General features: G+C 72.5%; 22 protein-coding genes. 7 read left to right on the top strand and 15 right to left on the bottom strand.

From position 1 onward, the window contains the following. Positions 1-5: 5 nt before the first annotated feature. Positions 6-461, bottom strand: a complete 456-nt coding sequence (nrdR, locus tag AB1673_03290) for a transcriptional regulator NrdR (GenBank protein ID MEW6153002.1) — start codon at positions 459-461, stop codon at positions 6-8. 55 nt (positions 462-516) lie between these two features. After that, positions 517-864 (bottom strand): LysM domain-containing protein, encoded by a 348-nt coding sequence (locus tag AB1673_03285; protein MEW6153001.1) that lies wholly within the window; start codon positions 862-864, stop codon positions 517-519. 283 nt (positions 865-1147) lie between these two features. On the opposite strand from AB1673_03285, the gene lexA reads away from it, so the two are divergent. Next, positions 1148-1786 (top strand): transcriptional repressor LexA, encoded by a 639-nt coding sequence (gene lexA / locus AB1673_03280; GenBank protein ID MEW6153000.1) that lies wholly within the window; start codon positions 1148-1150, stop codon positions 1784-1786. Here the strand turns inward: lexA and AB1673_03275 are convergent. From AB1673_03275 to AB1673_03265, 3 genes are read right to left on the bottom strand one after another with little or no spacing between them, the layout of a single operon-like run. Further along, complete coding sequence (locus tag AB1673_03275; GenBank protein MEW6152999.1) at positions 1764-3074, bottom strand: S8 family serine peptidase; 1311 nt, start codon at positions 3072-3074, stop codon at positions 1764-1766. The genes lexA and AB1673_03275 overlap by 23 nt on opposite strands. 28 nt (positions 3075-3102) lie before the next feature. Further along, complete coding sequence (gene dapE / locus AB1673_03270; GenBank protein MEW6152998.1) at positions 3103-4161, bottom strand: succinyl-diaminopimelate desuccinylase; 1059 nt, start codon at positions 4159-4161, stop codon at positions 3103-3105. Beyond that, complete coding sequence (locus AB1673_03265; protein ID MEW6152997.1) at positions 4158-4985, bottom strand: 2,3,4,5-tetrahydropyridine-2,6-dicarboxylate N-succinyltransferase; 828 nt, start codon at positions 4983-4985, stop codon at positions 4158-4160. The genes dapE and AB1673_03265 overlap by 4 nt, the downstream gene beginning before the upstream one ends. 110 nt (positions 4986-5095) lie before the next feature. Between AB1673_03265 and AB1673_03260 the strand changes: the two genes are divergently transcribed. After that, the gene (locus AB1673_03260) at positions 5096-6127 is read left to right on the top strand and encodes a hypothetical protein (GenBank protein MEW6152996.1); all 1032 of its coding nucleotides are present in this window, start codon (positions 5096-5098) and stop codon (positions 6125-6127) included. Positions 6128-6135: 8 nt separating this feature from the next. Here AB1673_03260 and AB1673_03255 read toward each other — a convergent pair whose 3' ends face one another. After that, entirely contained in the window at positions 6136-7275 is a 1140-nt protein-coding gene (locus AB1673_03255; protein MEW6152995.1) for a glycosyltransferase family 4 protein, read from the bottom strand. Continuing rightward, positions 7272-7871, bottom strand: a complete 600-nt coding sequence (locus AB1673_03250; protein MEW6152994.1) for a class I SAM-dependent methyltransferase — start codon at positions 7869-7871, stop codon at positions 7272-7274. Before AB1673_03250 ends, AB1673_03255 begins: the two co-directional genes overlap by 4 nt. Before the next feature lie 20 nt (positions 7872-7891). Here AB1673_03250 and AB1673_03245 point away from each other — a divergent pair, with 20 nt between their 5' ends. After that, positions 7892-9727, top strand: a complete 1836-nt coding sequence (locus tag AB1673_03245) for a S9 family peptidase (GenBank protein MEW6152993.1) — start codon at positions 7892-7894, stop codon at positions 9725-9727. A gap of 39 nt (positions 9728-9766) precedes the next feature. Here AB1673_03245 and AB1673_03240 read toward each other — a convergent pair whose 3' ends face one another. Then, the gene (locus AB1673_03240; GenBank protein MEW6152992.1) at positions 9767-10045 is read right to left on the bottom strand and encodes a hypothetical protein; all 279 of its coding nucleotides are present in this window, start codon (positions 10043-10045) and stop codon (positions 9767-9769) included. A 281-nt stretch (positions 10046-10326) separates the two neighbouring features. Here AB1673_03240 and AB1673_03235 point away from each other — a divergent pair, with 281 nt between their 5' ends. Continuing rightward, positions 10327-11586, top strand: coding sequence for a hypothetical protein (locus tag AB1673_03235; protein ID MEW6152991.1), 1260 nt, complete (start codon positions 10327-10329; stop codon positions 11584-11586). A gap of 16 nt (positions 11587-11602) precedes the next feature. Next, positions 11603-12124 (top strand): RES family NAD+ phosphorylase, encoded by a 522-nt coding sequence (locus tag AB1673_03230; protein MEW6152990.1) that lies wholly within the window; start codon positions 11603-11605, stop codon positions 12122-12124. Between the two features lie 84 nt (positions 12125-12208). Here the strand turns inward: AB1673_03230 and AB1673_03225 are convergent, their stop codons facing one another. Further along, entirely contained in the window at positions 12209-12514 is a 306-nt protein-coding gene (locus AB1673_03225) for a hypothetical protein (GenBank protein ID MEW6152989.1), read from the bottom strand. 181 nt (positions 12515-12695) lie between these two features. Here AB1673_03225 and AB1673_03220 point away from each other — a divergent pair, with 181 nt between their 5' ends. Together AB1673_03220 and AB1673_03215 are read left to right on the top strand one after the other, a co-directional pair. Next, positions 12696-13244 carry a YqgE/AlgH family protein gene (locus AB1673_03220; protein MEW6152988.1) on the top strand — a complete coding sequence of 183 codons (549 nt, stop codon included), beginning with the start codon at positions 12696-12698 and terminating at the stop codon, positions 13242-13244. Between the two features lie 34 nt (positions 13245-13278). Continuing rightward, positions 13279-13950 carry a YceH family protein gene (locus tag AB1673_03215; protein MEW6152987.1) on the top strand — a complete coding sequence of 224 codons (672 nt, stop codon included), beginning with the start codon at positions 13279-13281 and terminating at the stop codon, positions 13948-13950. Here the strand turns inward: AB1673_03215 and AB1673_03210 are convergent. Genes AB1673_03210 through miaA form a run of 6 tightly spaced genes read right to left on the bottom strand, consistent with a single transcriptional unit; the run spans position 13945 to position 19746 of the window. Further along, a complete protein-coding gene (locus tag AB1673_03210; GenBank protein MEW6152986.1) occupies positions 13945-14610 on the bottom strand; it encodes an ABC transporter ATP-binding protein in 666 nt (221 codons plus the stop codon). The genes AB1673_03215 and AB1673_03210 overlap by 6 nt on opposite strands. Then, positions 14607-15734, bottom strand: a complete 1128-nt coding sequence (locus AB1673_03205) for an ABC transporter permease (protein ID MEW6152985.1) — start codon at positions 15732-15734, stop codon at positions 14607-14609. Before AB1673_03205 ends, AB1673_03210 begins: the two co-directional genes overlap by 4 nt. 1 nt (position 15735) lies before the next feature. Further along, positions 15736-16866, bottom strand: coding sequence for an aminotransferase class I/II-fold pyridoxal phosphate-dependent enzyme (locus tag AB1673_03200; GenBank protein MEW6152984.1), 1131 nt, complete (start codon positions 16864-16866; stop codon positions 15736-15738). Beyond that, the gene (gene hflX, locus AB1673_03195) at positions 16863-18146 is read right to left on the bottom strand and encodes a GTPase HflX (protein MEW6152983.1); all 1284 of its coding nucleotides are present in this window, start codon (positions 18144-18146) and stop codon (positions 16863-16865) included. Before hflX ends, AB1673_03200 begins: the two co-directional genes overlap by 4 nt. Further along, positions 18137-18841, bottom strand: a complete 705-nt coding sequence (gene dapF / locus AB1673_03190; protein ID MEW6152982.1) for a diaminopimelate epimerase — start codon at positions 18839-18841, stop codon at positions 18137-18139. The genes hflX and dapF overlap by 10 nt, the downstream gene beginning before the upstream one ends. Continuing rightward, entirely contained in the window at positions 18841-19746 is a 906-nt protein-coding gene (gene miaA / locus AB1673_03185; GenBank protein ID MEW6152981.1) for a tRNA (adenosine(37)-N6)-dimethylallyltransferase MiaA, read from the bottom strand. Before miaA ends, dapF begins: the two co-directional genes overlap by 1 nt. Between the last annotated feature and the right edge of the window lie 2 nt (positions 19747-19748).

Genomic DNA, 19748 nt, shown 5'->3' with positions numbered 1-19748 from the left:
GGCCGTCAGGTGGGGGGCTCGGTGAGCAGGCCGGCCTCGCGCTGGAAGTCGCCGGCCGCCTCGAAGCCCTTGTAGACGCTGGCGAAGCGCAGGTAGGCGACCTCGTCGAGCTCGCGCAGGCGGGCCAGCACCTGCTGGCCGATGCGGGCCGTCGTGAGCTCGCCGCCCTCCAGCCGAAAGGACTCCTCGATCTGGGCAGCCACCGAGTCGAGCTGCTCGATGCTCACGGGACGGTTCTTGGCCGCAGCCCGCATGCCGGCCACCAGCTTACCGCGGGCGAAGGGCTCCCGCTCTCCCGAGCGCTTCACGACCACGAAGGGCACCTCTTCGAGACGCTCGAAGGTCGTGAACCGCCGGCCGCAGTCGAGGCACTCGCGCCGGCGGCGGATGGCCGCACCTTCGTCGGCCATCCGGGAGTCGACGACCTTGTCGTCGAGGCTAGCGCAGGAGGGGCAACGCACGACAGAACGGTAGCGCCCACCCGCAGCTACCCGTCTACGCCGCGACCGGGCAGGGCTACGGGAGGCGGAGGCGCTCCCCCACGTGCAGTGTCGTGCCGCCATGGGCAGCCACCATGCGGTCGACTAGGGGCCGGGGATCGGCCTGGGGGCGCAGGCGCACCGCGATCGACCAGAACGTGTCACCGGGCTGGACGACGTAGACCTCGCCGGGGCCTAGGCCGGCCGAGGTCGCGCCCGGGCGCTCGGGGGCGAAGAGAGGGCCGCCCCCGAGCAACCCCAGCGCAACCCACAGGACCAGCACGGCCCCGACGGCCAGGACGGCGGCAACGACCCGGCGGCGGCGGTAGGTGCTGGCGGGGAGACGGTGGCCCGACGGCCCGACGGCCCGACCGGCGGCAGGCACGCCCGGCGCGGCGGGTGCGGCTGTGGGCGCGAAGGGCCGGGGCGCACGTGGCTGTGCGGGCGCCAGGACTGCGACCATCGGGGACCTCCTGTTCCATCTCCGGCGCTGCCGGGCTCGCCGTCCGCCGATCTAGCGAACGCCTGTTCGGAGAAGTGAACCACGAACAGGCGTTCGTCGTCAACCCCTCAGTCGAACGAATGTTTGCCTTCGGCCGTTGTACCTGGTAGCGTCCTGTTCCGAACACCCGTTCGCCCCACCGGGGGGCAGGCCGAGAGGAGCCCAGGTGACCGAGCCCAGCAGCTTGACGCCCCGCCAACAGGGGATCCTCGAGTTCATCGAGGCGCAGATGCGATCGCGCGGCTACCCGCCGTCGGTGCGCGAGATCGGCGAGGCGGTGGGGCTCACCTCGACCTCCACGGTCCACGCCCACCTGGGCACCCTCCAGAAGCTGGGTTACCTCAAGCGCGACCCGACCAAGCCCCGGGCCATCGAGGTCCGCTTCGACGCCGCCTCGGGCATGGTGGCCGAGCGCCGACCCGCCCGCCACGTCCCGCTGGTGGGTGACGTGGCCGCCGGCACCGACGTGCTCGCCCAGGAGAACATCGAAGAGCTGTTCCCGCTGCCGGCCGACTTCACGGGCGACGGCCAGCTATTCATGCTCCGGGTCAGGGGTGACTCCATGGTCGAAGCCGGCATCCTCGACGGCGACTACGCGGTGGTGAGGGCCGACGGCAGCGAGCCCCGCAAGGGCGACGTCGTGGTGGCCGGCATCCCGGGCGAGGAGGCCACCGTCAAGACGTTCAGCCGCCGGGGAGCCAAAGTCGTGCTTCTCCCGGCCAACCAGGCCTACGAGCCGATAGAGCTCGACCCCGCCGACGTGCGGGTGTTCGGCAAAGTGGTCACAATCCTGCGCCGTCTCTGAGGCGCATCCAGCCCACGGTCCCGGCTGCGGCCGCCGCCCCGGCGGCCATCACCGCTGCCAGCACCACGAGCGGCACCGGTAGCGGGCCCCCGTCGCCTGCGTACTCGATGGTCACCCGCCCGAAGGCCTGCTCGCCTCCCCCGGCGTTACCCGCCAGCGCGTCCGGCGGCGGGGGCGCGACGGTCGTGGAGGTCGTGGTGGTCGGCCGGCCCGCGGTCGTGGTCGGCCCGGCCGCAGTCGTCGGCGGGGCCGTGGTGGCCGGGGCCGGTGGCGCCGTCACGGGGGCCGCGGTGCTCACCGGGGCCACGTCGGACACGGCCGCGGCCACGTCGAGGCGGCCCTGGCAACCGTTCCCGCAGGGCACCCGCCTGTCGGCGGTGGCCAGCAGCCGGTCTACAGCCGCGCCCGGGCTGCGGCCCTGGGCCATCACGAGAGCCAGGGCCCCGGACACGTGGGGGGTGGCCATCGAGGTCCCCGCCGCCCGGGCGTAGCCCCCCGGGTAGGTCGAAACGAGGTCGGCCCCCGCCCCCGCGCCGCCCCCGCCGGGGGCCACCAGGCCCCACTTGGCACTGCCGATGGGGCTCGAGTAAGGAGCCACCGAGCCGTCCCGGCCGGTGGCCCCCACCACGACGGCGTTGAGGTTGCCGTAGTTGGAACTACCCAGGTCGAGAAGGCCGACGTTCTCGTTGCCCGAGGCCAGCACGGGCACCGCCCCCCGGGACCAGGCGTACTCGATCCCCGGGCGCAGCGGCGTGCCCAGCAACGAGACGATCAGGAAGTTGGGGTCGCCCAGGCTGAGGTTCACGACCCGCGCCCCCCGGTCGACCACCCAGCGGATGGCGTTGTTGATGTCCTCGACCGACGCCCGCCCCTGGTCGTCAACCGCCTTGGCCACGACCAGGCGGGCGTCCGGCGCCACTGCGGCCACGCCCCGGGCGTTCCCCGTGACGGCCGCTGCGATCCCGGCCACCACCGTGCCGTGGCCGTGGCCGTCGTGGGCCGAGCCCTCCCGGCAGGGCCCGCCCAAGCACGTGGCCAGGGCGTCGATCTTGGGGCCCAGGTCGGGGTGAGCAGCGTCGATCCCGGTGTCCACGATGCCGATCGTGACCCCCTCGCCCGTCGACCTGGCCCACGCCTCGGGGGCGCCGATCTGGGTGAGGTTCCACTGGTCGGGGAAGAACGGGTCGTCGCTGGCCAAGGCCAGGGCGGGCGCGCCCAAGCCCACGACGACCAGGACTAGGCACAGCAGGGCCGCGCCGGACAGGCGCCGGCTCACGGACGGGGACATCGCCAACATGGTGCCCGATCGGAGGTGGTTAGCCGGCGCGCCCAGCCTCGATCACGGCCCGTAGCACCCGGTGGACGGTCTCCAGGTCGGCCCGGTCGACGTGCTCGTCGGCGTGGTGGGCGAGGTTGGGGTCGCCGGGGCCGAAGTTGGTCGCGGGCACCCCCCGGGCCGCGAAGCGGGCCACGTCGGTCCAGCCCAGCTTGGCCTCGGCCGGTTGCCCGGTGGCCTCCAACACGGCCATGAGCAGGGGGTGGGCCAGGGCCGGGAGAGCGGCCGGGGCAGAGTCGACCAGCTCGAACGTGTCCGCGCCGGCCAGTGTGGCCCGGACGTGTTCGGCGGCCTCGGCCACCGAGCGGTCGGGTGCGAACCGGTGGTTGACGGTCAGCACGGCCCGGTCGGGCACGACGTTGCCGGCCACCCCGCCTTCGGCGAACACCGCCTGGAGGCTCTCGCGGAACAGGCAGCCGTCGATGTCGACCTCGCGGGTCTCGTACCCGGCGAGGGTGGCCAGGTCGGGCCCCAGACGGTGGATGGCGTTGCGGCCCAGCCACGGCCGGGCCGAGTGGGCCCGCACCCCCGTGTAGGTGAGCCGGGCCCGCAGCGTGCCCTGGCACCCGGCCTCGACCCTGGCCCCGGTGGGTTCGGCCAGCACGGCGGCGTCGGCCGCCAGCAGCTCGGGAGCCTCCCGGAACAGCCGCTCCACGCCGTTGTAGCGGCTGTCGATCTCCTCGCACTCGTAGAACACATAGGTGACGTCGACGGCTGGCGCCTCCACCGTGCGGGCCAGCTCGGCCAGCACGGCCACGCCGCCTTTCATGTCACAGGCGCCGATGCCCCAGCACTGCTGGCCCACCAGCCGGGCCCGCTCGTTGCCGTTGGGCGGCACCGTGTCGGTATGCCCGGCCAGCAGCAGCCGAGCGGGCCGCCCCAGCGACGTGCGGGCCACCAGGTTGTCCCCGATGCGCACGGTCTCCAGCCACGGCACCGGCCGCAGGAGCGATTCGAGGTGGTCGGTGATGGCCCGCTCGTTGTGGCTGGTCGAGGGGATGTCGACCAGCTCGGCGGTCAGGGCCAGCAGGTCGGTCAGGTGCCCACCCCGTGCTCGCGCAGGATGTCCTCCAGCTTGCCCTTGTCGTGGCGCTCGCCTTCTTGGAGCCGGCGGATGACGAGCGCGCACGGCAGCCCGAACTCCCCGCCCGGGAACTCCCGCCGCCGCGAGGCCTGCACGACCACCGACCAGGGCGGCACGACCCCCCGGCTGAGCTGCTCGCCCGTCTGGGCGTCGATCACCGGGATGCCGGGGTTGAGGATCACGCCTTCGGCCAGCACGCAGCCGTCGCCCACCCTGGCCCCCTGGGTGATCATGCAGCGGCTGCCGATGAGGCAGTCGTCGCCGATGATCACGGGGGCGGCCTGGGGGGGCTCCAGCACGCCGCCGATGCCCACCCCGCCCGACAGGTGGACGTTGGCCCCCACCTGGGCGCACGAGCCCACGGTGGCCCAGGTATCGACCATGGTGTTGGCCCCCACCCGGGCGCCGATGTTGACGTAGCTAGGCATCATCACGACACCTCGCTCCAGGTGTGACCCCCAGCGGGCCGACGCCCCAGGCACGACCCGCACGCCCGCCTCCTCGAAGCCGTGCTTGAGGGGGATGCGGTCGGCGAACTCGAACGGCCCCAGTTCGACGGTCTCCATGGCCGACACCCGGAACAGGAGCAGGATCGCCTGCTTGACCCAGACGTTGACCGTGACCTGGTCGGTCACGGGGTCGTAGTCGGCGGCTCGCACCTCGCCCCGGTCGAGCCGGCGGATCACCTTGTGGACGGTGGCGACGGCGTCGCCGTCGCCGGGCCCGAGCTCGGCTCTCCGTTCCCACAGTTGCTCGATCTGTGCCTGGATGTCAGCCATCGGGGGCCAACCGTAGTTCCGCTGCCCGCGGGCCCGAGGGGCCTGGTGCCCTTCGGCTCACCGCGCCGAGGCGAACACCACCCCCTGGGGGCCCCCGGTAGCCTGCGCCCGTGCCCCGGCCCACAGGTGATCGGCCCGGGGCCGGCCCCCGGCGTCGGGCGGACCGGCTGGCCTCGGCCGTACGGGTCGCGGCGCTGGCCGCCGTGCTGGTCGCCCTGGCCGCCTGCTCGCGCCCGGCGGGGACGGGCGGGGACCGTCCCCCTGCTGCTGACCCGACGGCGGAGACGGCCAACAGAGGCCAGGGCGCAGGGTGGCTCCCGCCCGTTCGCCTGGGCACGCTGGCTCCCGAGGTCGACGAGAGCAGCGGGCTGGCCGCCTCCCGCCGCAACCCCGGGCGGCTGTGGACGCACAACGACTCGGGGGACGGGCCTTTCATCTACTGCCTGGCCCCCTCGGGCGAACCGTGCGGCACGTGGCGGGTGACAGGGGCGGCGGCGCGGGACTGGGAGGACATGGCCGTCGGCCCGGGCCCGGTGGCGGGGACCGACTACCTGTACATCGGCGACATCGGCGACAACCTGGCCGACCAGGCCCAGATGACCGTCTACCGGGTGCCCGAGCCGGCTGTGGGCGACGGCCCGCCCCCGGCTGGTGGTTCGGCCCCCTTGCCCACCGAGGCGGCCGAGGCCATCCGCCTCCGCTATCCCGACGGGCCGCGCGACGCCGAGGCCCTCATGGTCCACCCCACCACCGGCGACCTCTACATCGTCTCCAAGGAGGCCGGGCCCAACGTCTATGTCGCCCGGGCGCCTTTGTCGACCACCGGGACCACGACCCTGGAGAGGGTGGCGACCCTGGGCATCAGCGGGGGCGACCTGTTCACGCTGGTCACCGGGGGCGACATCTCCCCCGACGGGACGCGGGTGGCGCTGTCGACCTACCTGGAGGGAGTCGAGCTGACGCTCCCGGCCGGGGCCTCCTCGTTCGACGCCGTCTGGTCGGCCTCCCCCCAGCCCGTCGACCTCGGGCTCCGGCCCCAGGGCGAGGCCGTGGCCTACCGGCTCGACGGCCAAGCGCTCCTGGCCACCAGCGAGAGCCGGGGAGGGGCGGCGGCCCCCATCTTCGAGACCGTGCGGCGCTGACGCCGGTCTCAGCGAAGCAGGTCGTAGTAGAGGTCGAGGGTGCGGTCCACCACCTGCTCGACCCTGAACTCTCCCTCGACCAGGGCCCGGCCCCGCTCCCCCATGTCCGCACACTGGGCCCGGTCGGCCAGAAGGTCGCCCACAGCCTGGGCCAGCGCTTGTGGGTCGCGGGCCCCCACCAGCAGTCCCGTCACGCCGTGCTGCACGACGTCGCGGCACCCGGGCGTGTCAGTCGTGACGATCGGGCGGGCCGAGGCGGCCGCTTCCAGCAGGACCTTGGGCACACCCTCGCCGTAGTACGTGGGGAGCACGACCACGGTGGCCTCCCTCAGCACCGAGGGCATGTCGTCGCGCACACCCCACCACTCCACGTCGCCGGCCTCGGCCCAGCTCTCCAACTGGTCGCGGCTCACGCTGAACGAAGAGTCCTCGTCGGGCGCGCCGACGAGCACGAAGCGGGCCCCGGGGTGGCGCCTGCGAACCGTGCGGGCCGCCTCGACGAACTCCCCGACCCCCTTGGGCCAAAGCAACCGGCCGGCCATCACCACCACGGGAGGGCCGTCGGGCAGGGCCGACGGCCTGAAGAGCTCGCAATCCACCCCCGAGCCAGGGATCACGTGCGCCCGGTCGGGCGGGAAGCCGTAGGACTCGACGAACTGCCGGCGGTCGTCAACGTTCTGGAAGATGGCCAGAGCTTGGCGGCCCCGCATGACGACGGCGACCGCACGGGCCGCCGCCCGGGCTGCCACCCTTGACGACCGCGACCCTCCACCCACGGCCAACCCGCCCTGGCCGGCCACGGCGTTGACCACCTTGGTCCGGCGCACGAGGCGGGCGGCCAGCGACCCGTACAGGATCGACTTGAGGCTCACGTGGTGGGCGATGTCGGGCTTCACCGCCAGGTAGGCCCGCACCACCTGCACGAGGGGCACCACCTCCCGCAGTGGGTTGAGGCTGGCCCTGCTCATCGAGAGGGGGACGAAGTGCATGCCCCGGCTCTCGATCTTGGCCCGAAAGCCGGTGTCCTTGGCCGCCACCCACACTTCGAACCCGCGCTCTCGAGCGGCCACCGCCAAGGGCAGGCGATGGGAGACGAAGAACCAGTCGACGTTGACGACGTAGAGCAGCCGCCGGCGGCCTGCGTTCACCGGCCGCCGGGACCGGCCCCGGACCGGTGGACGGACACGGCATAGTCCCCGCCCGCGTAGGGCTGGCGGTACCACGTGGCCCACCGCTCGACCAGCGCCAGGCCGGCCACGGCCGCGCACCGGTCGTAGGTCGCCAGGTCGAGGCGACCGGGCTCCAGCTGGAAGCCGGCCACCAGGGCTCCACCGGGCTCGAGATGGCGGGCCAGGGCAGCCACCACCTGGGCCTCGGTGCCTGGGGCCACGAAGATCATCACGTTGCCGGCCAACACCACGGTGTCGAAGCGCCGGCCCAGCTCGACAGTGGCCAGGTCGGCCTGGGCCCAGTCCAGCGCCGGGGCCTTGGCCCGGGCCTTGTCGAGCATGGCGGGGTCGAGGTCGACGCCCACTACGTCGAAGCCCCGCCGGGCCAGTTCGATGGCCACCCGGCCCGTGCCACACCCGGCGTCGAGCACCGACCGGCCGCCCAGGGAGGCCACGAAGTCGGCCTCGCCGTGGACGTTCTCGCCCTGGGCGGCCAGGTCCGACCAGCGGTCGTCGTAGGTCGAGGCCCGGCCCTGGGCCTCGGCTGACCACCGGCTGCGCGGCGACTGGTCCATCACCGCGAGACTGTACGGCCATGAACGTCCCTCTCGTCCCCCGCCAGGTGCTGTTCGGCAACCCCGAGCGCACCAGCCCCCGCATCTCCCCCGACGGCCTCCGCCTCGCCTGGATCGCCCCCGACGAAGGCGTGCTCAACGTCTGGGTGTCGCCCGTCGGGCAGATGGACGAGGCCGAACCGGTCACCAACGACCGCGACCGGGGCATCCGCAGCTACTTCTGGGCACACGACAACCGCCACCTGCTCTACATCCAGGACAAGGGGGGCGACGAGAACTGGCGCCTCTACAGCGTCGACCTCGACTCGGGCGACATCGCCGACCTGACCCCGTTCGACGGGGTGCAAGCCCGCATCGAGGAGGTCGACCGCCACTACCCCCACGAGATCCTGGTGGGGCTCAACCGCGACAACCCCGAGCTGCACGACGTCTACCACCTCGACCTGCGCACCGGGGAGCTCGACAAGATCGTCGAGAACCCCGGCTTCATCGGGTTCGTGATCGACGCCCAGCTCCAGGTGCGGGGCGGGGTCGCCCCCCAGCCCGACGGGGGCCTGTCCGTGCTCGTGCGCGACACCCCCGAGGACGAGTGGCGCCTGCTGTTCCAGGTCGGCCAGGAGGACGCGCTGTCGACCTTCCCCATCACCTACACGGCCGACGGCAAGGGCATCTGGGCCATCAGCTCGGTGGACGCCAACACCGGGCGGTTCGTGCGCATCGACGCGGCCACGGGCGAGGCCGAGGTGGTGGCCGAGGACCCCCAGTACGACGTGTCGGGCGTGAAGCTGCACCACGAGAGCCGCGAGCCGCAGATGATCTCGTTCCTGCGCGACCGGGTGGAGCACCAGGTGCTCGACCCCTCCATCGCCGAGGACATCGCCATCTTGGAGGCCCTGGAGGACGGCGACCTGAGCCTGCTCAACGAGGACGACGCCGACCGGACCTGGCTGGTGGCGCACATGAACGACGACGGGCCCGTCCGCTACCACGCCTACGACCGCGAGGCCAAGAAGGCCACCTTCCTCTTCGAGCACCAGCCCGCGCTGGGCCAGTACACGCTGGCCAAGATGGAGCCGTTCACGTTCACGGCCCGCGACGGCCTGGAGATCCACGGCTACATGACCTTCCCCCCGGGCGAGGAGCGTTCGGGCCTGCCGGCCGTGCTCAACGTGCACGGCGGCCCGTGGGCGCGCGACTCGTGGGGGTACGACGGCGAGGCCCAGTGGCTGGCCAACCGGGGCTACCTGTGTGTCCAGGTCAACTACCGGGGTTCCACGGGCTACGGCAAGTCGTTCGTCAGCGCCGGCGACCGGGAGTGGGGCGCCAAGATGCACGACGACCTCGTCGACGCCGTGGCCTGGGTGGTCGAGCAGGGCCACGCCGACCCCGATCGGGTGGCCATCTACGGCGGGTCCTACGGCGGGTACGCGGCCCTCGTGGGTGCGGCGTTCACCCCCGACCTGTTCCGCTGCGCGGTCGACATCGTGGGGCCGTCCAACCTGGCCACCCTGATCGGGTCGATCCCGCCCTACTGGGCGCCCATGATCGCCCAGTTCCACACCCGGGTGGGCAACCCCGAGACCGAGCCCGACCTCTTGTGGGAACGGTCCCCGCTGTCGAAGGCGGGCGACATCCGCATCCCCCTGCTCATCGCCCAAGGGGCCAACGACCCCCGGGTCAAGCAGGCCGAGGCCGAACAGATCGTGGCCGCCCTCACCGAGAAGGGCATCGACCACGAGTACATGCTGTTCCCCGACGAGGGCCACGGCTTCGCCAAGCCCGAGAACCGGCTGAAGTTCTACGCGGTGGCCGAGAAGTTCCTGGCCCGCCACCTCGGGGGCCGCTTCGAGGAGTGAGGGCGGCGCCCGGGCCCGACGCCGGCGCCCCTGCCGCGCTCAGTCGTAGTCGTTGTAGTCCCCGTAGCGGGCCTTGGCGTTGACCGGGCTGGTGCCGAAGATCACGGCCAGGTCCTCCCATGTGACCCCCTGCTCGCGCGCCTCGTTGACCAACCGGCGGGTCAGGCCCTCCATGTAGGCCTTGGACGCGATCAAGGCCTGGATGCGGGCCGTGGGTGAACCTGCCGGGTCCTTGGCCTGGTCGATGAGGCTGGTCAGCCCGAGCAGGATCTCGTCGGGTGCGTCGGGGTCGGGCGTCGCCGCGTCTTCGTCGTCCATCGGCCGGGAATGGTAGGCGCCCGGCCCGGGCCCGGTCCGCGATCACTGACTGGGCGGTACTCTGGGCCTTCGTGGGCAATGACTCGCGGCTCGTGCCTCATCAGGAGAGGCTTGCCTCGTTCCTCGCTTGACCCAAACGGCTGTTCGCCACAGATGAGCTGCCCAGGACCAACCGGAAGTAGGGCGAGAAGCGAGGCAAACTTTGACCGTGGAGGCACTAGATTGCGTCGGGCCCAGCCGGGTTGGTCTGGCACGTCTTGCGAACGGGCGGTGGTGCGCTGATGGGTGACAAGGAGACCCTCTACGTCTGGCCGACTCCGCTCACGCCCCACGCGCTGGTAAGCCTGTGCCCGTCGGTCCAGATGCGAGGGGGTTTCTTCGCCCCAGCCGAGGTCGTCGTCTTCCCCGAGGCGGTCGTGTCCTCCGGGTACACAGTGATGTCAACCGAGGCGTACCTCGAAACCGGCCAGGACCTCCATGTCACGGCTTCGGCAGTACGGATCAATGTCGGTAGCCCCGGCAAGAACGAACCTTTCTCGCTGATCTGGACCCCGCTGCCGGGGCACAGCGAAGCAAAGGGCCTCGCTCACGTGGTTGCCCGGCCGGGTGCGCTCCCGATCATGGAGGACATGATTAGCCAGTCCGCCACCTCCGAGACGGACGCGCGAACCGTCATCCGCGAGGCGCAGGACCTGAACGGCCCTCGGGTGCCCTCAATGCTCCGCCCTCCCTCAGAAGCGGGGCTGGTCAAGTCTCTCAGCATCCCCGCCAGCAACCTGCGGCTGATCAGCCGCCTCAGCGACGAGTTGCTCAAGCGTGACGCGACGATCGTCCACGAGGTCGTCATCGCCGCTGCCGTCCCCGAAGCGGTCGAGAACGCGCAAGGTCTGCGGTGCGAGGTCTCCGTCTTCCCACGAGGACTGGTGCGCATCACCAGCGCTCCAGCAGGTGCCCAACACACGGTCGTCGGGCCCGTCGAGCCGGAGTGGGGCCGCCCGCCGGAAGGCCGTACCGGGATCGGGTCACGGTACGTGCTCGAAGGGCTGGTGAGCCGGAACGAGTTCGTGGTGGACGCGCCTTCGATCGACGGCGGAGTCCGGACCGGCCGTTTGGGTTCCGTCGTGCGAGCCCGCGTCCGGTTGCTGAGAGGCAACGAAGAGGTCTGCCGGCTCAACCACTTGTTCGAACTCGAGCACCATGACACGGCATCGCCGTTCGCCGAGGTTGTTCAGCATGTCATCGAAGCAGGAAGGCTGACGGACCTCGACGTGGCACAGGCGACGGGCGTGGCTGTTGAAACAGTACGTGCCTGGCTGCGCGACGACGAGGAGCCGGCGGGCATCGAGACCGCTCGCCTCAACGAGCTCTCCGGGATAGTCGAGCGCCTCGCCGATGTCATCGACGCCGACTTCATACCGCTCTGGCTGCGCAAGCCGCTTCGGGTGCTCGGGGACCAGAAGCCGCTCGACCTGCTCGCTCGCGGTGACTACAGGAAGATCAGCCGGATGGTGGCCGGCCTCGAGTCCCCGGTCGCGTCATAGCTGTTAGCGGCTCCGAGTGGCCTCCCCAGAACGGCGACGGTTGGCGGGAACCTGGCTCCGCCACGCCCGGACCGACCGGTCACCGCTGGCTACGCCCGCCGATCACGCGGACGGAAGGTGGCAGCGCGGACGAGTCATCGGGGGCTTCTACCTCGCCGAGTCGGAGGACACAGTTCGTGCCGAGTGGTACCGGTACCTAGCGGAGTGGGGGATCCCGCCACTGAAGGCCGACCTCCGCCACCTTTGGCGTTTCGACGTGGACATCGAAGTCGCCGACCTTTCCACCGCCGAGCGGTTGGCCGAGCATGGGCTCGCGCTGCCCACACCAGACTCGCTCACATGGGCCCCGTACCAGGACGTCGGCGAGCAGTTGTTCCGGGAAGGCTGGGACGGGTTGGTCGCTCCTTCGGCAGCCCGGCCAGCGGGGGAAGTCTTGTGCCTGTTCTGGCGAAGACCCGAACTTGGGGGCGTCAGGGCAGTGCCGCCGCCGGATCGTTGGGAAGAGCCTCCGGTCCCACCCCGCGGCATGACCACGTGACTTGGCACCCGATCGCCAATGTGCCCATCGCCGGTGTCCATCGCCGGTGTCCATCGCCGGTGTCCATCGGACGGCTTTGGGCTGTCAGTCGTGGCGGCGGAACCGCCAACCTAGGCCCCGGCCCGAGGAGCGGTCGGGGGGCCGGGGCGGGTCGGGCTCGGTGAGCCAGACGGTCTCTTCGATCCCCAAGCTGAGCTGGGCCGGGCCCAGGAGGTGGTTCTCGCAGGACACCTCCACCCGCTCGGACAGCTTGCCGAAGAAGTCTCGCTGGGGGACGCGCTGCAGGCGCAGGACCGTGTACTTCCAGTCGACGCCAGGGGTGGGCGGCTTGTACGTCTCCCGGTAGAACGTGTCGCCCACCTGGAGGTCGGCGGCCGTCTTGCGGATCACGGCCAAGAGTATTCGTGACCTGGGCCCGGGAGGCAAGGGCCGCCGCTCGGCAGGGACCTGGCCGGGCGCTGGTAGTGTCCCGCGCCGGCGGCCCGGCCGCCCATCGCCCGACCATGGACCGCCCTCCGACTGCCCCCGAAGTCGAGCCCTCCCGCCGGCTCCGGGCGCCTGGCCGGCCGTGATGTCGCTCAGGGGCCGTCTGCTGGTGGCCTCGCCCGTCCTCGTCGACCCCAACTTCGACGGCACGGTGGTGCTCGTCCTCGAGCACGGCGACGACGGGGCCGCGGGCGTGGTCCTCAACCGGCCTACGGCCACCGACGTGGGCGACCCGCTCCCCGGTTGGCACCGGCTGGCCCTCGAACCGGCGGTGGTGTTCGACGGCGGCCCGGTGTCGCCCGACGGGGCCATCTGCCTGGGCCGGTCGTGGCCCGACGAACCCTCGCCCGCCTGGGAGCCGGTGGTGGGGGCGGTCGGCACCGTGGACCTGTCGGTCGACCCCGGCGAGGTGTCCGCCGGGCTCCAGGGCATCCGGGTGTTCGCCGGCTACGCGGGCTGGGGTGCGGGGCAACTGGAGGACGAGGTGGAGGCGGGCGCCTGGTTCGTCATCGACGCCCGGCCCGAGGACGCTCTGTCGTCGGAGCCCGAGAACCTGTGGCGGTCCGTCCTGCGCCGCCAGCGGGGCCGGCTGGCCATGTTCGCCAACTTCCCCGACAACCCGGACGCCAACTGAGCCGGGTGGGGCGGCGGTCCGTACTGTATCGGGGGTGCAGCCGCTGACGCCCGTCCAGGTCCGGGTCCTGGGGTGCCTGGTCGAGAAGGAACGGACCACCCCCGACAACTACCCCCTCACCATGAACGGCCTGCTGACCGCCTGCAACCAGACGACCAACCGCTCGCCGGTGGTGACCTTCACCGAGGCCGTGGTGTCCAACGCCATCGTCAACCTGCGGGCCGACAACCTCGTCCGCATCGACCACAGCCGCTCCAACCGCGCCGACAAGTACCGCCACGTGCTCGACCAGGTGCTCGGGGTGGGCAACGCCGAGGTCTCGCTCCTGGCCGTGCTCATGCTGCGGGGCCCCCAGACGGTGGCCGAGCTGCGGGCGCGCACCGAACGGCTCCACCGCTTCGCCGGCCCCGACGAAGTGGATGAGGCCCTAGCCCGCCTGGCAACCCGTTCCCCGGCACCGCTGGCGGTGAGGCTGGCACCCCTGCCGGGCCACCGCGAGGCCCGGTGGGCGCACTTGCTGGCGGGCGACGTGGGCCCCGAGGAGCTGGCCCTGGCCTCGGCCTCGCCCCCGGGGGGCGGGGACGGGTCGCGCGGCCAGTCCCGGACCGAGCGCATCGAGGCCCTGGAGGACGCCGTCGCCGTCCTGCAGGCCGAGCTGGCCGAGCTCCGGGCCGAGGTCCGTGGCTCCCGGGAGCGACCGTCATAGGCGACCGTCCTCCATGCGCACCACCCGGTCGGCCAATGCCAGGGCGCGCTCATCGTGGGTGGCGCACAGCACGGCCTTGGACCGCGAACGGACTTCGGCCAGCAGGGCCATGACGGCCGCCCCGGTGGCCGAGTCGAGGTTGCCGGTGGGTTCGTCCGCCAGGACCAGGGGCGGGTCGTTGGCCAGGGCCCGGGCCACCGCCACCCGCTGCTTCTCCCCGCCCGACAGCGTGGCCGGCCGGGCCGACAGCCGGTGGCCCAGGCCGAGCCCGACCAGCAGGTCGTGGGCCCGGGCGGCGGCCGCCGCCCGCTCCCAGCCGGCTGCCTCCAGCACGATACGAACGTTCTCCAGGGCCGTCAGGTTGGCCAGGAGCTGGAAGGACTGGAAGATGAACCCCACCTTGGCCAGGCGCAGGGCGGGTAGGCGCTTCTCGGTCAGGGCCGTGACCTCGGTGCCGTCCACCCACACCCGACCGGCCGTGGGGCGCAGCAGGGCACCCGCGAGCTGCAGCAAAGTCGACTTGCCGGCGCCCGACGGCCCCATGACCAGCACCATCTCGCCGGCCGCCACCTCCAAGGTGGCAGAGGACACGGCCGTGACCTGCGAGGGCCCGGAACCGAACACCCTGCTCACCCCGTCGAGCCGTAGCAGCGGGTTCAAGCCCGGAACACCTCGGCGGGGTCGAGGCGGGCCACGGGCCGAGCGGGGATGAACGACGCCACCACGGCCATGGCCAGCGCCCCCGTCCCGGCGAACACCACGTCGCGCCAGCGCACCTCGGTGACGAACACGGGCACGATCTGCTCGATGGCCGGGCCCAGGCCCAGGCTGAGAAGGCAGCCCAGGACGAACCCGGCCATGGCGGCCACCATCGACTGCTGGAACACGATGGCGTACAGCCTGCGGTTGCTGAACCCGATGGCCTTCAGCACCCCGTACTCCCGGGACTTCTCCAGCGTGGCCGTGTAGATGATCAGCCCGATCACGGCCGTTCCCACCACGAAGGCCACCACCACCAGCACCCACAGGACGGGCAGGAAGGCCTCGCGCAGGTTGTCGGAGTTGCGGTCGGCCAGCTCGGTGCCGGCGAACACCTGGGTGCCGGGCACGGCCCCGACTATGGCGTCGCCGACATGCCGGGCGGCCTCGGCCGGCACGTCGGGGCCACCTTCCACGGTCACCAGGAAGTAGCTGGTGAACCCAGCGGCCCCCGAGATGGCAGCCACGTCGTCGAGGTTGGCCCAGGCGAACTGGTAAGCGAAGGCGTTCCCCCCGCTGACCACGGCCGCCACCCGCAGCCCGCCGGGGCCGATGTCGAGGGTGTCGCCCACCTTCACGTCGAAGTTCTTGGCGAACACCCGGTCGACGGCTATCTCGCCGGGGGCCAGTGGACGGTCACGGCCGCGTACGGCCTCGGGCCAGCCCACTCCCCCGCCCGCGGGCGCCCCCAGCAGGAAGAGGTCGGCGTCCTTGGCCCCCACCCGGAACCCCGCGGGCCGGCTGATCAGGGGCGCCACGCCCACCACCCCCGGCACCGCCGCGATGGCCTCCCCGGCGGCCAGCGGCAGGATCGACCGGGACTGCAAGAAGTCGCCGGGCGTGCCCTCCTGGGCGACCCACAGGTCGGCGCCCGAGGTCCGCACGTAGCGGGTGGCCTCCTGCACCACCCCCCAGTACAGCGCCCGCAGGATGACGACGAGCACGACCGACAGGGCGACACCCGCCACCGAGATGGCGAACCGGGTGCGTTCGTGGGCCAGGTTGCGCCAGGCGATGTTGGTCAAGTCAGCCCGTGGCCGGCGCGCCCAGCCGCCGGCCCACGAGGTGGAGCCGGTCGAGGGGTTGCACTACAGCCAGGCGCACGTGGCCCGCGCCCGCCGGGCCGTAGAGGTCACCGGGCGACACCAGCGCCCCGGCGTCGGCCGCCAGGCGGTGGGCCAAGGCCCACGCGTCACCGCCGGGGGCCGGCACCCACAGGTAGAACGAACCCCCGGGCAGTGGGGCGGGCAGCCCGGCCTCGGCCAGAGCACCGGCGAGATAGCGCAGGCGCTCGTCGTAGCGGCCCCGCTGCTCGTCGACGTGGCCGTCGTCGTCGAGGGCGACGGCTGCGGCCGCCTGGACGGGCCCTGGCATCATCAGCCCGGCGTGCTTGCGGGCCTCCCCCAGGTAGTGGACCAGAGCCGGGTCGCCGGCGTAGAAGCCAGCCCGGAGACCGGCCAGGTTGGAACGCTTCGACAACGAGTGGACGGCTAACACCCCATCGAGGCCGGCCTCGAGGACCGTCCGGGGGCGGTCGGCCCACGTGAACTCGGCGTAGCACTCGTCCGAGAGGACGGGAACGCCCCGGGCCCGGCCCCAGCGGGCGGCCGCTCCCAGGTCGTCGAGGTTGCCGGCCGGGTTACCCGGCGAGTTGACCCACAGGCACAGCGCACGGGCCGCGTCCGCTTCATCGACGGCGCTCAGGTCGAGCCTCCACCGGCCGTCCACGGGGACGGGTACGGCCCGGCACCCGGCCAGCACCGCGCCCATCTCGTAGGTGGGATAGGCCACGGCCGGGTACAGGACGGTGTCCCGCCCGGGCGAACGCAGGTGCAGCATCTGGGGCAGGCTGGCCACCAGCTCCTTGGTCCCCACGCAGGCGGCCACCGCCTCGGGTGGCACGTCCACCCCGAAGCGACGGGCCATCCAGGCCACGGCCGCCTGGCGGAAGCGGGCGTTGCCCAGCGAAGCCGGGTAACCCCGCTCGGCCCCCGAGGTGGCTAGGGCCTCGACCACCGCCCGCGGGGGCGGGTCACAGGGCGTGCCGATCGACAGGTCGACCAGCCCGCCCTCGTGGGCCGCGGCCAGGGCCTTGAGGCCGTCGAGGCGGTCGTAGGGGTAAGGCGGGGGCTCCCAGCCCACCTCAGTGGCCGTCACCCGGAGGACCGGACGAACTCGGCAAAACGGGGGGCGTCGGACTCGTGCAGCCTCGCCCGCAGCCGGGTGGCCTCGGCCTCGTGCTCTTCGGACAGGACCTCGCCGGCCCGGTGGACGGCGGCCAGGACGTCCCCCCGGTCGTAGGGCACGACCAGCTCGACCACCCGGAACAGTGCCCGCAGCCGGTCGGACAGAGCGGCCAGCAGGCCGTCGACGCCCTCGCCGGTGACGGCCGAGATGAGGACCGAACCCGGGTGGCGCTGGCGCAGGCCGGCCAGCAGGGCGTCGCTCCCAGGGGCCAGGTTGTCGGCCTTGTTGAAGGCGATGAGCTCGGGCACCTCGTGGGCACCGATCTCGGCCAAGACGTCACGGACAGCCCGGATCTGGCCCTCGGGATCGGCCGAGGACACGTCGACCACGTGCAGCAGCAGGTCGGCTTCGATCACCTCGTCGAGCGTCGAGCGGAAGGCCTCGACCAACTGGTGGGGCAGCTTGCGCACGAAGCCGACGGTGTCGGTCAGCAGCACCGGCTCGCCCCCCGGCAGCGTGAAGCGCCTGGTGGTGGGGTCGACGGTGGCGAACAGCCGGTCCTCGACCACCACGCCGGCGTCGGTCAGGCGGTTGAGCACCGTCGACTTACCAGCGTTGGTGTAACCGACGAGCGCCACGGTCGACAGGTTGGAACGGGCCCGGGCCTTGCGCTGGGTACGGCGGTTCTTGGACAGCTCCTTGAGCTCGGCCTCCAGCTTGGTGACCCGGCGCAGCAGACGCCGGCGGTCGACCTCCAGCTTGGTCTCGCCCCCGCCGAACCGGGTGCCGATGCCGCCCGACTGCTGGCTGAGGCCCTTGCCCCGGCCCCGCAGCCGGGGCAACCGGTAACGGAGCTGGGCCAGCTCGACCTGGTTCTTGCCCTCCTGGGTGTGGGCGTGCTGGGCGAAGATGTCCAGGATGAGGGCCGTACGGTCGATGGCCGTGCGGCCCAGGATCTTCTCCAGGTTGCGGCTCTGAGCGGGGCTGAGCTCGTCGTCGAAGATGACCGTGTCGGCGTCCACCGTCTCGGATATCTCCCGCAGTTCGTGGGCCTTGCCTTTGCCCACGAAGGTGGCCGGGTCGGGCTCGTCGCGCCTCTGCAGGACCCGTTCGGCCTCGTCCGCCCCGGCCGTGTCGGCCAGGGCAGCCAGCTCCTCGAGGGACTGCTCGGCGGCCTCGACGGTCGTGGGGGGGATGGCCACGCCCACCAGGACGACGGTCTCCCGCCGCCCCCTTTCGATCAGGGCCATGGCACCTCCGCCTCGAACACGAAGACCGCCGGCCCGGTCAGCACCACCGGGTCACCCAGCTCCACGGTCACGGCCCCCCCAGGCTGGTTCACGGTGACGGTGGGCCCGACGAGCCCCTTGGCGTGGGCCACGGCCGCGGCCGCGCACGCCCCACTGCCGCACGCCTGGGTCTCGCCCACCCCTCTCTCGAACACCCTCATCGACAGTTGGCCCGTACCCGGGCCAGCCACCACGTACTCCACGTTGAGGTCAGGGCGGTCAGGACCGGTAACCGCCGCCAAGTCCTCCACCAGCTCCACTCGGTGGGGGTTGCCCATGTCGACGTGCTGGCCGTCCACGGTCGCCGTGCCCATCTCCACGCTGACCAGCCCGTCGGGACGGATGCGGGCCCGGCGGGGGCCGGCATCGGTCGTGATCGTCACCTCGGGCCCGGTGGCCAGGCGGGCGTCGACGGCCGCCCGGGCCACGCAGCGCAGGCCGTTGCCGCTCGTCTCGGCCCGGCTGCCGTCGGCGTTGTACAGCTCCATCACCGGGCCGTCGGGCCCGGGGGTGACCCGTATGAGCCCGTCGGCCCCGACCCCCCGGTGGCGCTCGCACAGGGCGCGGGCCATGGCCGCGCCCGCGGGCACCGAGCCGTCGCGGTCGACCAGCACGAGGAAGTCGTTGCCCAGTCCGTGGTACTTACGCAGGCGCATCAGGCCGACCAGTGTTCCAGCAGCGCGGCCTGTAAGGCGACCGGGTTAGCGGGCGCCCCGAACCAGGCGACACGCGGGTCACGTCGGAACCACATGCGCTGGCGCCGGGAGAGCTCGCGGGTCCGGCGCCCGGCCTCCTCGATCGCCTCGGCCAAAGAGCACTCCCCGGCCAGGTGAGCCAGCAGCTCGCGGTAGCCGAGAGCCTGGCGGGCGGTGCGGGACAAGCCTCGGGGCCGGCTCGCCAGGGCCCGGACCTCGTCCACGAAGCCGGCCTCGACCTGGGCCCGGTAGCGGGCGGCGATGCGCCCGGCCACAGCCACCCGCGGCAGCCACACCCCGGCCAGGCGGAACCGGCTCGGAGGGTAGGCGCCTACCCCCGGCCCGAAGGAGGAGAACGGCCGCCCACTGCCCAGTGTGACTTCAAGGGCCCGTACCGTTCGCCGGGCGTTGGCCGGGTGGATGCGGGCCGCGGCCACCGGGTCGGCGGCTGCCAGCCGGCGGTGGAGCGTGGCCACCCCCGCGGGCTCGGCCGCCACGGCTTCGAGCTCGGCCCTCAGCTCGGGCCACGAGCCGGGCACGTCCAGGCCGTCGACCACCGCCTGGACGTAGAGCCCCGTCCCCCCGACGAGCAGCGCCCGGTGGCCCCGGGACTCGATGTCGTACACCACCGCCCGGACCTCGTTCTGGAAACGGGCCACCGAGTAGTCCTCGGCCGGGTCGGCCACGTCGACCATGTGGACGACCACGCCCTCGAGCTCGGCGGCCGTGGGTTTGGCCGTGCCGACGTCCATCCCCCGGTAGACCGCCATCGAGTCGGCCGAGACCAGCTCCACGTTCCCCAGCCGCCGGGCCACGGCCACAGCCAGGGCCGTCTTGCCCGACGCCGTCGGCCCCACCAATGCCATGT

Source organism: Actinomycetota bacterium, assembly GCA_040754375.1.
In the GTDB taxonomy this organism is placed as follows: domain Bacteria; phylum Actinomycetota; class Acidimicrobiia; order Acidimicrobiales; family AC-14; genus JBFMCT01.
Note: the sequence above shows the minus strand (reverse complement) of the source record. Positions and strands in the feature narration are given on the sequence as shown.